Genomic DNA, 13,164 nt, shown 5'->3' with positions numbered 1-13,164 from the left:
GGGAAACGACCTTTAGAAGCGCAGGTTCAGGGCCAGGATGGCCTGGCGACCTGCGGCCACATCGGCGTGGTGAACGCCGTTGGTGCGCATGATATATTCCTCGTCCGTCGCATTCTTGACGTTCAGCTGAAGCGTCGCGCGATCCGTCAGATCATAGGCGGCGAAGGCGTCCACGCGGGTCCATTCGGGCGCATAGATGCGGTTGTTCCCGCCGCCCGCGCCGCCCTGGTTCCCGCCCAGAGATTTGGACGTGTAGTAGACGCCGCCGCCGACCGTCAGCCGGGGCAAGACGCGATAGGTGGTGAACAGGCTGGCGCTGTGCTTGGGCGTGTTGGCCAGCGGCAGGCCTTGCAGCGGATTGACGATGGCGATCGGCGGCGTGCCCGACACGACCACGGCCGCCTTGGTCAGTTCGGAGTCCATGTAGGTATAGCCGCCGAACACGGTCCACTTCGGCGTGATGCTGCCTGACACGCCAAGCTCGAAGCCGTTGACCTCGACCTCGCCCTCCTGACGGAAGATGTTGGGCTGAACCAGGATCAGGGCGTTCTTGCGTGTGAGATGGAAGGCGGCCGCCGACAGGGCGAGACGGTCGTTCAAGACATTGGCCTTGGCGCCGATCTCGAAGCTTTCGGTGTCTTCCGGATCCAGAACCGTGTTGGCGACGCCATCGACGGTGCCCGTGCCGCCCGAGGCGTTCTGGTCGCCCGCCGAAATGGTCGGCGGCGTCGAAGAGGTGGACCACGAGGTATAGACGCTGCTGTTCTGCGTCGGCTTGAACACCAGACCGACCTGATAGTTGGTGAACTCCCAGGTCTGTTCCGGAACGGCCGTATAGCCCGTGACATTCCAGACGCCAGCCGTGGACGAAGGCGAACCCAAAACGGCATTCACGCCCTTGACCGAATACTGATCCCAGCGAACGCCCAGGTTCAGGATCAGTCGCTCGGTCAGGGTGATGCTGTCGTTCGCATAGACGCCGATGGCTTCGGTCGTGTTCGAGCTTGTCGGGCCGCGATTGATCACGCCGGTCCAGGCGTCGTCGGGGTTGGGGTTATACACCGGGGTGCAGTCGCCGGCGCCCGAAGCGCTTGTGGCGGTCGGATAGGTTCCCGACACCGTCGTCAGACCGGTCGGACAGGCCGAGCCGGAGGTGGTGTAGGTCGAATAGGAGGCGTTCTTGTTGTGCTCGCGCGACAGCTCCACGCCGACGTCATAGCTGTGCTTAATCGAACCGGTGGCGAACTGGCCGAAGACATCCGTCACATTGGCCAGGGTGGTGACCGGGTTCCAGCGGGTCTTGGTGCCCCGCTTCATCCAGTAGGTCCCGTCCGCCGCGCGTCCGACATAGCCGCCGTCGCCGGGATTGGTGACGATGTAGTCGTTCAGCGTCTGCGAATAGCGGCTGACGTTGCGGATCGTGGCGAAATCGCTGAGGCGATGCTCGGCCTTGAAAGTGAAGGTATCCACCTCATTGGTCAGGTAGTCGCGCGCTTTCAGCCCATAGAAGCTGTCATAGGGCACATCCAGAACGCCGCTGTCGGTCGTGCGTGACTGGATCTTGGTGAACAGCGGAATGCCGTAATCGGGCATCTGGTCGCTGGTCAGATGGTAGTAGCTGAACACCATCGACGACGGCGTGCCCAGGCCGGCGCCCAGGCTGAGGCCCAGGCCCCATTTGTCGTAGTCGACGGCGTCGCGGCCGGGCACGTCGCCCTGGGCGCCCATTAGGTTGATGCGCAGAGCGGCGGTCTCGCCCAGCGGCAGATTCGCATCGACCGTGCCGCGCAGATAGCCGTCGGTGCCCGCGCCCGCGCTGACATTGGTGAAGGCGTTCAGCTTGGGCGATTTGGAGGCCAGGTTGATGCTGCCGCCGCCCGAGCCGCGTCCCGAATAGACGGCGTCCGGCCCCTTGATGACCTCAACCTGCTCCAGGTTGAAGACCTCGCGCTGCTGGCCGCCCGTGTCGCGGATGCCGTCCACGAAGATGTTGTTGCCCGACGACTGGCCCCGGATGAAGGGACGATCGGCCAGGGGCTGGCCGCCCTCGCCTGCCCCGAAGGTGATGCCGGGGGAGTTGGACAGCAGGTCCTGCAAAGACGAGGCCGAGGTCTGTTCGATGATGGCCTGGGGGATGACCGTCACGGCGCGCGGCGTGTCCACCAGGGACGCGACGAACTCGGGGCTGACGGGGGCGGGCTTCTTGAACTGACCGTTGACGTCGATCGTGCCCAGATTGGCGGGCTGGGACTGGTCGGCCGTGACGACCACGCCATCCTCGGCAGTCACGTCATCGGCGATGGCGGGGGCGGCGACCAGCATGCCGGCGGCGCTGGAGGCGAACAGAAGCGAGCGGAGCGCGGCGGCGCGGGATTCGGACATAGTCTTGCGACCTTTTGGTCTGATTTTGCGATGCGCTCGCAATAACCAGCTCCACAGGAAGGCACAAGAGAATTGCAAACAAATCGCAATCTTAATTAGCCGACGGCGCTTATGCTCCTCTGAGGCGCCGACGTGTCGAGATCCAGCCAGGTCGGATCGGGCATGGCGCGGTGGGCGGCGGCCAGGGCTTCGGACCAACGCCGGCCCAGGTCGCGGAAATAGGGATCATCCGCCTCGATGCGCCGCGCCGTGCCCGTCAATTGGTCGCGCGGCATGACGATCAGGTCCAGCGGCGGGCCGACGGCGATGTTCGAGCGGATGGTCGAGTCGAACGAAATCAGCCCCAGCTTGACCGCCTCGGACAGGGAGGTGGAGCTGTGCAGGGCGCGGTCCAGAATAGGTTTGCCGTACTTCAGCTCGCCGATCTGCAGATAGGGCGTATCGGGCCCGCACTCGATGAAGTTGCCCTGCCCGTAGATCAGATAAAGTCCCATCTTGCCGCCGGCGATCTGACCGCCCAGCAGCATGGAGGCGGTGACGTTCAGCCCGTCGGCGGTCGGCGTCGGCGGGGTATTGATGCTGGCGCGCACGCTGGCCATCGCATGGCCCAGCAACTGCGCGGCGCGGAACAGGGTCGGGGCGGTCTGAAGCGTTTCAAGCTCGGTGGAGTCCGGCAGTTTGACCCCGGCTGCGACCATGGCCAGCGCCGTCTGGGTGACCGACAGATTGCCCGCCGTCGCGACCGCCAGGATCCGCTCGCCCGGCGACTGGTAGATGTGGAGTTTGCGATAGGACGAGATATTGTCCACGCCCGCATTGGTGCGCGTGTCGGCGATCATCGCCAACCCGTCGTCCACCAGCATGCCTACGCAATAGGTCACTTCGCTCTATTCGCTCCCCGCGTTGCGAATCCCCAGACGCTAACAGATTCGCGCGTCATGCCTATCGGGGCCATCCGCTGGATTGCAGTTGTTGCTGGCTCTGTTGCACCGGCCGCACATTCAGGGCGACGGTCAGTTGCTCCTGGCCGCCGCCATAGCTTGTGCCCCGGATCGGGGTGGCGCCGCGCGCGTCCAGGCCGACCGCGACCCGGACATAGTGTTCGGTGGGACAGATGCCGTTTGCCGGATCGAACCCGACCCAGCCCAGATTCTCGACCCAGGCCTCGGCCCAGGCATGGGCGGCGTCCTGATCGTGGCGTCCGTCCTGGCGGCTGAGGTGGCCCGAAACATAGCGGGCCGGCACGCCCAGCAGGCGTGCGGCCGAGATGAAGATTTGCGAATGGTCCTGACAGACGCCGCGCTTCTGAGCAAAGGCCTCGGCGGCGGTGTGGGAGGCGGAGGTCGAGCCGACCTCGAACGCCACCGTATCCTTCAGCGCGCCCATCAACCGGTGCATCCGGCCCAGCGTCGCGCCCTCGGGAATGGAGCGGGCGAAATCGACGATGCCGGCGTCGGCCTTCGTCATCGGGGTTTCACGCAGATAGACCAAGGGGGAGAGCCGCTCGGCCTGGCCCTTCACGACGCCGCCCGTCTCGACGGTCGAGACTTCGCCGGTGACGCGGATGGTCAGGGCGTCGGTCGGCCGCTCGGTGTAGAGGCTGTGAACGATGTTGCCGAAAGCGTCCTCGCTGCGCCGCAGCCGGGCGTCCACATCGGTTTCGATGCGCCAGTCGCGCACCTGCTGGCTCTCGCACGACTTGGGCGTCAGCCGCAGCATCTGGACGATGAACCGCGCGGGCCGCGCGTAGGCATAGCGGGTGGAGTGATCGATCCGAATCCGCATGGTCAGACCAGATACTGTTCGTGGACGGCCGCGGCCAGGGCATTGTTCTCGTTCAGGAAGCTCTGGATGTATTCGTGCAGGCCGGACTGGAAGATGTCTTCGATCTTGGCCTCGTTGAACTGGCTGAGGCGATTGGAGGCCAGCCGTTGCGCCGGGCCGCGCCGGCCGTAGTCGGTCGCCAGCTTCTCCAAATAGCTGACGATCATGCCTTGGCATGAGGCGAGCGAGCGCGGCATCTGGCGGTTCAGCACCAGCAGGTCCGCCACCAGCCAAGGCCGCACGCTTTCGCGGTAAACCCAGCGATAGGCGGTCAATGCCGAAACCTCGCGCAGAAGGGTGGTCCACTGGAAGTAGTCCAGTTGCCCGCCCACCCGTTCGCCGGGCGGCAGCAGCAGGTGATATTTCACGTCCAGCAGGCGTGCGGTGTTGTCGGCCCGCTCGATCGCCATGCCCAGTCGCAGGAACCAGTAGGCGTCGTTCCTGAGCATGGTTCGCGACGAGGCGCCTTCGACCGCCAGGGACGTCGATTTCACGAAGTCGAGGAAGTTCGTGAAGTCGTCGCGCTTGGTCGGTTCGCCCAGCTCGTTCAGACCGTTCCAGGCGCCGTTGATCGCCTCCCACAGCTCAATGGTCAGGGCGGTGCGTACCGAGCGCGCATTGGTCCGCGCCTTGTTGATGCAGGCCTTGATCGAGGTCGGATTGTCGAAGCCGAAGGCCAGATATTCCCGCACGGACTTCTCCGACACGGTCCGGCCGGTCGCATCAAAGCCGGCCTTCACCCCCGACGAGGCGATGGCCCCGGCCCAGGCGGTGACGGCGGCCTGATCTTTCGCCGGCAGAGCGGCGAGACGGATCGCCGCCTCCAGAATTCGGGCGAGAAAGTCCGCCCGCTCCATGTAGCGGCCGGTCCAGTAGAGGCTGTCTGCGGTGCGTGAAAGCATCAGTTGTCCAGCACCCAGGTGTCCTTGGTTCCGCCGCCCTGGCTCGAGTTCACCACCAGCGACCCTTCCTTTAACGCCACCCGCGTCAGGCCGCCGGGCGCCACACGCACCCCGGCCGGGCTGGACAGCACGAACGGCCTGAGATCGACGTGGCGGGGCGACAGGGCGCCGCCGTTCAGCGTCGGGGCCGTCGACAGGCTCAGCGTCGGCTGGGCGATGAAGTCGTCGGGATCGGCGATCAGCTTGGCGCGGAAATCCTCGATCTCGGCCTTGGTCGAGGTCGGCCCGACCAGCATGCCGTAGCCGCCCGATCCGCCGACTTCCTTGACCACCAGTTCCGGCAGCTTATCCAGCACTTCCTTCAGGGCGTCCGGCTCGCGACAGCGCCAGGTCGGCACGTTTTGCAGGATCGCATCCTCGCCCGTGAAGAAGCGGATGATCTCGGGCATGTAGGTGTAGACGGCCTTGTCATCGGCCACGCCCGTCCCGACCGCATTGGCCAGGGTCACCCGTCCAGCGAAATAGGCCGACATCAACCCCGGCACCCCGATGGTGGAGTTGGGCATGAAGGTCAGGGGATCCAGGAAATCGTCGTCGATACGGCGATAGATGACATCGACGCGCTTGGGCCCCTCGGTCGTGCGCATGAAGACTGTGTCGTCATTGACGAACAGGTCCGTGCCTTGAACCAGCTCGACGCCCAGCTTGTCGGCCAGGAAGCTGTGCTCGTAGTAGGCCGAGTTGAAGGGGCCGGGCGTCAGCACGACGATCGTCGGGTCCGCCCCCGCCCCTGCCGGCGCGGACGCCTGCAACGAGCGCAACAGCATGTCGGTGTAGATTTCGACGGGCCGCACGGCGTGTTCCGCGAACAGGTCGGGGAACAGCCGCATCATCATCTCGCGGTTCTCCAGCATGTAGGAGACGCCCGACGGCGTGCGGCAGTTGTCTTCGAGGACGTAGAAGCCGTCCTCGCCCGTGCGCACCAGATCGACGCCCGAGATGTGACACCAGACATCGCCTGGTGGACGACGGCCCTGCATCTCCGGCCGATAATGCGGATTGGTCAGGATCAGATCGGCCGGGACGATGCCCGCCTTGATGCAGTCCTGCGGCCCATAGATGTCTTTCAGGAAGGCGTTGATGGCGGTGACGCGCTGCTTCAGCCCCTTTTCCAGACCGCCCCATTCGTCCGCGCCGATGATGCGCGGCACGACATCGAAGGGGATCAGCCGCTCGTTGGATTCCTCGTCGCCATAGACGGCGAAGGTCACGCCCATGCGACGGAAGAACAGCTCCGCCTGGCGCGAGCGCGCCTGCAGCAGATCGGCCGGCGCGTTTTCCAGCCACGCCGCCAGCGTCTTGTAGCTGTCGCGGATCGCACCCGATCCGCCGCCATTCATTTCGTCGAAAGCTCTCGTCATCCGCCCCCGCCGCGTTGAAGTCGCAGCTTGAATGGTCAGGAACGTAAAGCGCAACAGTTTTGTTGCACTGCGGCGACGCCCTATCCGACAGCCACCGCCTTCATCGACACCGCCGGATCGGCCAGCCTGTCCGCGTCCACAGGCGTCGCCTTGCCGATCAACTGTTTGCCGGCCATGAACTCGGGCGGGGCGTTGACGGCCTCGACGCAGACGATCCGGTCGCCGTTCAGATGGAAGACCGCAAAGCCCGACGCCGTCGGGTCGCCACGCACCACCTGTCGGTCGGCGTCGAACGGCAGGCCGGCGATCTGAAGCTTGACGTCATACTGATCCGACCAGAACCACGGCACTTCGGGCGTGGGTCCGGCCCGCCCGACGATGGCGGCGGCCGCCTGTTTGGCCTGCTCCAGGGCGTTGGGCACGCTTTCCAGCCGATGATGCACGCCGCCGTGGACCGGGATCGGCCGCCGCGTCATGTCGCCCACAGCGAAGATGGCCGGATCGCTGGTCAGCGCCTCGCCGTTCACCACCACGCCGTCGTCGCAGTTCAGGCCGGCCGACCGCGCCAAGGCGTCGCAAGCCAATGCGCCGACCCCCACCAACACCGCATCCGCCGACACCACCGATCCGTCGGCCAGGCTCACGCCGTCGCGGGCCACGGCGACCACCTCCGCGTCGGTCAGGATTTCTACGCCGTGCGCCCGGTGCTGCGCCGTGAAGAAGGCCGACAGCGTCTCGGACGCCACGCGCGCCAGCACGCGCGGCGCGCGCTCGATCACCACCGCCTCGGCGCCCAAAGCCCGCGCCGACGCCGCCGCCTCCAGCCCCACATAGCCGCCGCCTACGACCGCCAGACGCTTGCCGGGCCCCAGGACGGCCTTCAGTCGCTCGGCGTCCTTCATCGTGCGCAGTTCAAGCAGATCGGGATGATCCCCGCCCGGAACCGGCAGCTTGCGCGCGGTCGATCCGGTCGCCAGCACAAGAATGTCGTAGGTCTCGGACGACCCGTCGTAGAAGGCTACCGTCTTCGCTGCGGGGTCCACCGCCACGGCGACCATCGAGGGTCGGAAGTCGATGTTCTGCTCGGCGTAGAAACTCAGAGGCCGCAGCAGCAGCGCCTCCAGATCCGCCTCTCCCTTCAGCCACGCCTTGGACAGCGGCGGCCGCTGATACGGCGGCGCGTCCTCCTCGCCCGCCAACACAATGGGGCCTTCATGCCCATACTGCCGCAGGAACGCCGCGACGGAGCCGCCGGCGTGTCCGGCGCCGATGATGAGAACCTTGGTCATGACGACGCAGATAGTGAGCCACGCACGATCTGTCTCCTCCCCCTTGACCGTTCCACCGTTACATCATAGTGGAACGCGCATGACGACCCCGCCCGCCCGTGACGACCTGCATGACGCCCTGCTGTCGATGCAGACGCGCGCTGAGATCGACGCTTTTCTGGCCGATCTTTGCACGCCTGCGGAACTGCGCGCCTTCTCCGAGCGCTGGCAGGTCGCGCGCCTGCTCGACGCCGGCGGCAAATCCTATCGCGAGATCGCCGCAGAGGCCCATGCCAGCCCCACCACCGTCGTCCGCGTCGCCCGCTATCTGAAAGACATGCCGCACCAGGGCTATCGCCTTGCCCTGGACCGCCTGAAGAACAAAAACTGAGTATCCGAACATGAGCACCGTGCAGGGCCGGCTTCGCATCGCCGTCCAGAAATCCGGCCGTCTGGCCGACCGCAGCCTCGACCTGATCCGCGACGCGGGCCTGAAATGGGTCAAGGGTCACAACGACCTGCTGTACCGGGTCGAGAACTATCCGATCGACCTGCTGCGCGTCCGCGACGACGACATCCCCACCTTCGTGGCGGACGGCGTGTGCGACCTGGGCATCGTCGGCGAGAATGTGCTGGAGGAAGGTCGCAATGGCGGGCCGAACGCCTCGATCGTCATGCCGCTGGGCTTTGGTCGCTGCACGCTCAAGATCGCCACGCCTCCGACGCTGGCCTATGACGGTCCAGCCTCGCTGGACGGGCTGCGTATCGCCACCTCCTATCCCAAGATTCTGCGCCGCTTCCTCGACGAACGCGGGGTCAAGGCCGACATCGTGGTCATGCGCGGGGCCGTCGAGGTCGCGCCCCGACTGAAACTGGCCGCCGCCATCTGCGACTTGGTCTCGACCGGCGCGACGCTGGAGGCCAACGGCTTGGTAGCCAAGGATACGGTTCTGGAAAGCCAGGCCGTGCTGATTCAGTCGCCCGTCGCGCCTGAACCCGCCTTGCAGCAGTTGTTGGACAGCGTCATCGAGCGGATGGCGGGCGTGGTGTCCTCTCAAGGCGCCAAATACGTCATGCTGAACGCCCCGCGCTCGGCGCTGGACGAGATCACCGCCATCCTGCCCGGCGCCGGCTCGCCCACCGTCATGCCCCTGATGGGTCGCGACGATGCGGTCGCCGTCCACGCCGTCTGCCAGGAAGCCGTCTTCTGGGAGACGCTCGAGAAGCTGAAGGCCGCCGGCGCCTCGGCCATCCTAGTCCTGCCAATCGAGAAGATGATGTGATGAAGCGCATCGACTGGTCTTCCCTCGACGCGGCCGGCAAGACGGCCGCCCTGGCCCGCCCCGCCCAACGCACCGCCGGCGACGTGACCGAGGTCGTGCGCACCATCCTGGACGACGTGCGCCAGCGCGGCGGCGCGGCCGTGACCGACTGGTGCCTGAAGCTGGACAAGGCCCCGCCCCGTCGCATCGCCATCACGCCCGAGGCCGTCGCCGAGGCGCGCAACGCCCTGCCGCCCGGCGACGTGCGCGCCCTGCGCATGGCGGCCGACAATGTGCGCGTCTTCCATCAGGCGACCCGGCCCGAGGACACTCCCTTTATCGAGACGACGCCCGGCGTACGGTCCAAACTGGCCTGGCGTCCCATCGCCTCGGCCGGCCTCTATATTCCCGGCGGCACCGCGCCGCTGTTTTCGTCGCTGCTGATGCTGGCCATTCCGGCCGGCGTCGCGGGCGTGGGCCAGCGCGTCGCCGTGACGCCGCCGAACAAGGATGGCGGCATCCACCCCGCCATGATCCTGGCCGCCACAGAGGCGGAACTGGACGCCATCTGGTTGATGGGCGGCGCCCAGGCCATCGCCGCCCTGACCTTCGGCGTCGAGTTGGAAGACGGGGTCATTCCGGCCTGCGACAAGCTGTTCGGACCCGGCAACGCCTATGTGGCCGAGGCCAAGAAGCAGGCCTCCGCCTTGCCCGGCGGCCCCGCCGTCGACATGCCGGCCGGCCCATCGGAGTTGATGGTCATCGTCGATCGCGACGCCGCGCCCGAGATCGCCGCCGCCGACCTGCTCAGCCAGGCCGAGCACGATGCGGATGCGCAGGTTCTGCTGGTCTCCACCAGCCGCGCCACCATCGACTACATCCTGAGCGAGGTCGAGGTGCAGGTCGCAACCCTGCCCCGCGAAGCCATCGCCCGCGCCTCTCTGAACGAGGCCCGCGCCATCCTGGTGCGCGACCTCGACGCGGCCGCAGAAGTCGCTAACCTCTATGGCCCCGAACACCTGGCGATCCAGATCGACGATCCCGAGCCGCTGGTCGATTCGATCAAGGCCGCCGGGGCCGTCTTCGTCGGCCGGTTCGCCGCCGAGACGCTGGGTGACTATGCCGCTGGTCCCAGCCACGTCCTGCCGACCGACGGCGGCGCCCGCACGCTGGGCGGCGTCACCACCGCCAGCTTCATGACCACCATGTCGGTCCAGCTGGTGTCCGAGGCGGGCGCCCGTCAGCTTGCCCCTATCGCCGCCCGTCTGGCCCGGATGGAGGGCCTGGAGGCCCACGCCCGCGCCGCCGACCTGAGGGCTGATCAATGACCCTGCCCGCCCCCTATCCCCCGCTGGTCTCCGGCGGCGAGGGTCTGGACCGCTATCCCGGCGACGCGCCCACGCTCGGCGCCCGCATGGCCGCCATCTACGGCGTCCCTGCCGATCAGGTGCTGCCGGTGCGCGGCCTGACCCACGGGCTGGAACTGGCCTATCGCCTCGCCGCCCGCGACGGCGGTTCGGTCGAGGCCCCGAAAGCCGAGCCCTATGACAGTCTCGCCGCCATCTATCCGGCGAAAGGCGATCCTGCGGTCGTCATCGTTCGCGCCCTCGGCTCGCCCGAGGCCGTCGCCGAAATGGCCGCCCGCGTCGCCCCCGCCCTGCTGGTGGTGGACGAGGGCCTGATCGAGTTCTCGGACAGCGCCTCGGCCGTTACGGTGGTCGCCGACCAGCCGAACCTGGTCGTGCTGCGCAGTCTGTCCCTGGCCTATGGTCTGGCCGGCGCCCGCGTCGGCGCGGCGGTCGCGCAAACCCAGACCCTGGCCCGCCTGGCCTCCGTCCTCGAACCCTATGCCCTGCCCGAGCCCCTGGTGCGTCTGGCGCAGCAGGCGCTGGATCCGTCGCGGATGATCGAGACCGCCGAGCGGATCGCCTCGGTCCGGTGCGAGCGTGAACGGATCGCCCGCGAACTGGGCCGCCAGATGCCGGTCGAGCCCGGCGTCGGCCCCATCCTGATGGCCCGCCCCGAAGATCCCGCCGCCGTCCTCGCCGGCCTCAAGGCCTATGGCGTGGAAGCTGACCTGTCCGGCGACCGCCTGCGCCTGCCGATCTCGCTGAAGCCCGAGGTCAACGACCGACTTCTGGCCGGCTTCGGTCTGACGCCCGGCAGGCGCCGCGCCCCCCGCGTCGGTCAAGCCGTGCGCGACACCAAGGAAACCCGCATCGTCTGCGCCGTCGATCTGGACGCGCCCGGTCCGGTGAAGATCGAAACCGGCGTCGGCTTCTTCGATCACATGCTGGAGCAGATCGCGGCCCACGGCGGCTTCTCGCTGCGTCTGCAATGCGAGGGCGACCTGCACACCGATCCGCACCACACGATCGAGGACAGCGCCATCGCCTTGGGTCAGGCGTTGAAACAGGCGCTGGGCGAGCGCAAGGGCATCGCCCGCTACGGCTTCGTCCTGCCGATGGACGAGGCGAATGCGACGGTCTCGATCGATCTTTCCGGGCGCCCCTATCCGCTCTTCGAGGGCGCGTTCGAGACGCCATTCATCGGCGACTACCGCACCGACCTGACGGCGCACGTCTTCCGTTCATTGGCCGAGGCCATGGGCGCGGCTGTCCACATCAAGGTCACCGGCCAGGACGACCACCACAAGACCGAAGCCGTCTATAAGGCGTTCGGCCGCGCCCTGCGCCAGGCCATCCGCGTCGAGGGCGACGCCGTGCCGTCGACCAAGGGCGTGTTGTGACCGAGGTCGCCGTCATCGCCTACGGCGCCGGCAATGTCGCCTCGGTCCAGTTCGCGCTGGAGCGGCTGGGCGCGACCGTGCGCCTGACCGACGATCCGACGGTGATCGCCGAGGCTGAACGGGTCATCCTGCCCGGCGTAGGCGCGGCCGGATACGCCATGAAGCGCCTGTCGGACCTGGGTCTGATCGCGCCGATCCGCGCCTTCCCGCGCCCCCTGCTGGGTGTCTGCCTGGGTCAGCAACTGCTGTTCGGATCGAGCGACGAAGGTGACGGCGTCGATCTGCTGGGCCTTATTCCCGGGGCGGTGACCCGGCTGAGGCCTGCGGGCGATCTGCCGGTGCCGCACATGGGCTGGAGCCGGTTGACGCGCGACCGCGATGACCCCTTGCTGGAGGGCGTCGCGGACGGCGCCTACGCCTATTTCGTCCACGGCTTCGTCTGTCCCGACGGACCAGCGACCCTGGCGCGCGCCGACTATGGCGGCGTCGTTCCGGCTGTGGTTCGATCCGCCAACCGCTGGGGCTGTCAGTTCCACCCCGAACGCTCGGCCGAGGCCGGGGCGACCATCCTCAAGAACTTTCTGGGCCTGTCATGCTGATCTATCCCGCCATCGACCTGAAGGACGGCGTTTGTGTGCGCCTGATGCACGGCGACTTCGCCCAGGTGACGCATTACGACCAGCAGCCGGCCGCCCGCCTGACGACCTTCGCGGCCGAGGGCGCGGAGTGGATTCACATCGTCGATCTGGACGGAGCCGAGGCGGGCGAGGCGCGCCAGCACGCCCTGATTGGCGAGTTGGCTCAAGCCATCGACGTCAAGGTCCAGTCGGGCGGCGGCGTGCGCAGCGCCGACGATGTGAAAAAGCTGCTGGACGCCGGCGTGTCGCGCGTCGTGGTCGGATCGCTGGCGGTGACCGAACCTGAGGCGGTGGCGACCTGGCTGGAAACCTTCGGCGTCGAGCGCATCACCCTGGCCCTGGACGTCAAGATCGAGGACGGCGTGCCGGTCCCCGCTTTGAAGGGCTGGACCCAGTCCTCGGGCATGACGCTTTGGGAGGCGTTGGATCGGTATCCCAAGGGGACGGCCAAACACCTGCTGGTGACCGATGTCGGTCGCGACGGCGCCCTGACCGGGCCGAACCTGGATCTGCTGGCCGAGATCCGCAGCCGTCGGCCGGATCTGGTGTTGCAGGCCTCGGGCGGCGTTTCCTCGCTGGACGACATCGCCGCGGTCAAGGCGCTGGGCTGTCACGGCGCCATCGTCGGACGCGCGCTCTACGAGAACTGCTTCACCCTGCCCGAAGCCATCGCGGCGGCCAAACGCTCATGACCGTCCATCCTGCATCAAGCGGGGCG

At 67.2% G+C, this 13,164-nt stretch carries 12 protein-coding genes; 6 read left to right on the top strand and 6 right to left on the bottom strand.

Annotation, left to right across the window (positions count from 1 at the left end; translation table 11 throughout):
• Window positions 1-12: 12 nt before the first annotated feature.
• The 6 genes from LG306_RS05580 to LG306_RS05555 all read right to left on the bottom strand — a co-directional run bounded on the left by LG306_RS05580 (window position 13) and on the right by LG306_RS05555 (window position 7,818).
• Complete coding sequence (locus LG306_RS05580) at window positions 13-2,382, bottom strand: TonB-dependent receptor (protein ID WP_404418840.1); 2,370 nt, start codon at window positions 2,380-2,382, stop codon at window positions 13-15.
• 95 nt (window positions 2,383-2,477) lie between these two features.
• A complete protein-coding gene (locus tag LG306_RS05575) occupies window positions 2,478-3,263 on the bottom strand; it encodes a peptidase (RefSeq protein ID WP_269220628.1) in 786 nt (261 codons plus the stop codon).
• 61 nt (window positions 3,264-3,324) lie between these two features.
• Window positions 3,325-4,167 (bottom strand): transglutaminase N-terminal domain-containing protein, encoded by an 843-nt coding sequence (locus tag LG306_RS05570; protein ID WP_404418838.1) that lies wholly within the window; start codon window positions 4,165-4,167, stop codon window positions 3,325-3,327.
• Between the two features lie 2 nt (window positions 4,168-4,169).
• Window positions 4,170-5,108 (bottom strand): alpha-E domain-containing protein, encoded by a 939-nt coding sequence (locus tag LG306_RS05565; RefSeq protein ID WP_404418836.1) that lies wholly within the window; start codon window positions 5,106-5,108, stop codon window positions 4,170-4,172.
• Window positions 5,108-6,529, bottom strand: a complete 1,422-nt coding sequence (locus LG306_RS05560; RefSeq protein ID WP_017504409.1) for a circularly permuted type 2 ATP-grasp protein — start codon at window positions 6,527-6,529, stop codon at window positions 5,108-5,110. Before LG306_RS05560 ends, LG306_RS05565 begins: the two co-directional genes overlap by 1 nt.
• An 80-nt stretch (window positions 6,530-6,609) precedes the next feature.
• Complete coding sequence (locus LG306_RS05555) at window positions 6,610-7,818, bottom strand: NAD(P)/FAD-dependent oxidoreductase (RefSeq protein ID WP_404418833.1); 1,209 nt, start codon at window positions 7,816-7,818, stop codon at window positions 6,610-6,612.
• Between the two features lie 79 nt (window positions 7,819-7,897).
• On the opposite strand from LG306_RS05555, the gene LG306_RS05550 reads away from it, so the two are divergent.
• From LG306_RS05550 to hisA, 6 genes are read left to right on the top strand one after another with little or no spacing between them, the layout of a single operon-like run.
• Window positions 7,898-8,188: a YerC/YecD family TrpR-related protein gene (locus tag LG306_RS05550; protein ID WP_017504407.1), complete on the top strand. Its 291-nt coding sequence runs from the start codon at window positions 7,898-7,900 to the stop codon at window positions 8,186-8,188.
• 10 nt (window positions 8,189-8,198) lie between these two features.
• Window positions 8,199-9,080, top strand: coding sequence for an ATP phosphoribosyltransferase (gene hisG / locus LG306_RS05545; RefSeq protein WP_404418831.1), 882 nt, complete (start codon window positions 8,199-8,201; stop codon window positions 9,078-9,080).
• Complete coding sequence (gene hisD / locus LG306_RS05540) at window positions 9,080-10,387, top strand: histidinol dehydrogenase (RefSeq protein ID WP_404418829.1); 1,308 nt, start codon at window positions 9,080-9,082, stop codon at window positions 10,385-10,387. Before hisG ends, hisD begins: the two co-directional genes overlap by 1 nt.
• The gene (gene hisB, locus LG306_RS05535) at window positions 10,384-11,808 is read left to right on the top strand and encodes an imidazoleglycerol-phosphate dehydratase HisB (protein ID WP_404418827.1); all 1,425 of its coding nucleotides are present in this window, start codon (window positions 10,384-10,386) and stop codon (window positions 11,806-11,808) included. The genes hisD and hisB overlap by 4 nt, the downstream gene beginning before the upstream one ends.
• The gene (gene hisH / locus LG306_RS05530) at window positions 11,805-12,407 is read left to right on the top strand and encodes an imidazole glycerol phosphate synthase subunit HisH (protein ID WP_404418825.1); all 603 of its coding nucleotides are present in this window, start codon (window positions 11,805-11,807) and stop codon (window positions 12,405-12,407) included. The genes hisB and hisH overlap by 4 nt, the downstream gene beginning before the upstream one ends.
• On the top strand, window positions 12,401-13,138 hold the full coding sequence (hisA, locus tag LG306_RS05525; protein WP_404418823.1) for a 1-(5-phosphoribosyl)-5-[(5-phosphoribosylamino)methylideneamino]imidazole-4-carboxamide isomerase: 738 nt from the start codon (window positions 12,401-12,403) through the stop codon (window positions 13,136-13,138). Before hisH ends, hisA begins: the two co-directional genes overlap by 7 nt.
• The last annotated feature ends 26 nt before the right edge of the window (window positions 13,139-13,164 follow it).

The organism is Brevundimonas vesicularis (genome assembly GCF_044807075.1).
Taxonomy (GTDB): Bacteria; Pseudomonadota; Alphaproteobacteria; order Caulobacterales; family Caulobacteraceae; genus Brevundimonas; species Brevundimonas vesicularis_G.
This window is presented reverse-complemented; position numbering and strand designations above follow the sequence as displayed.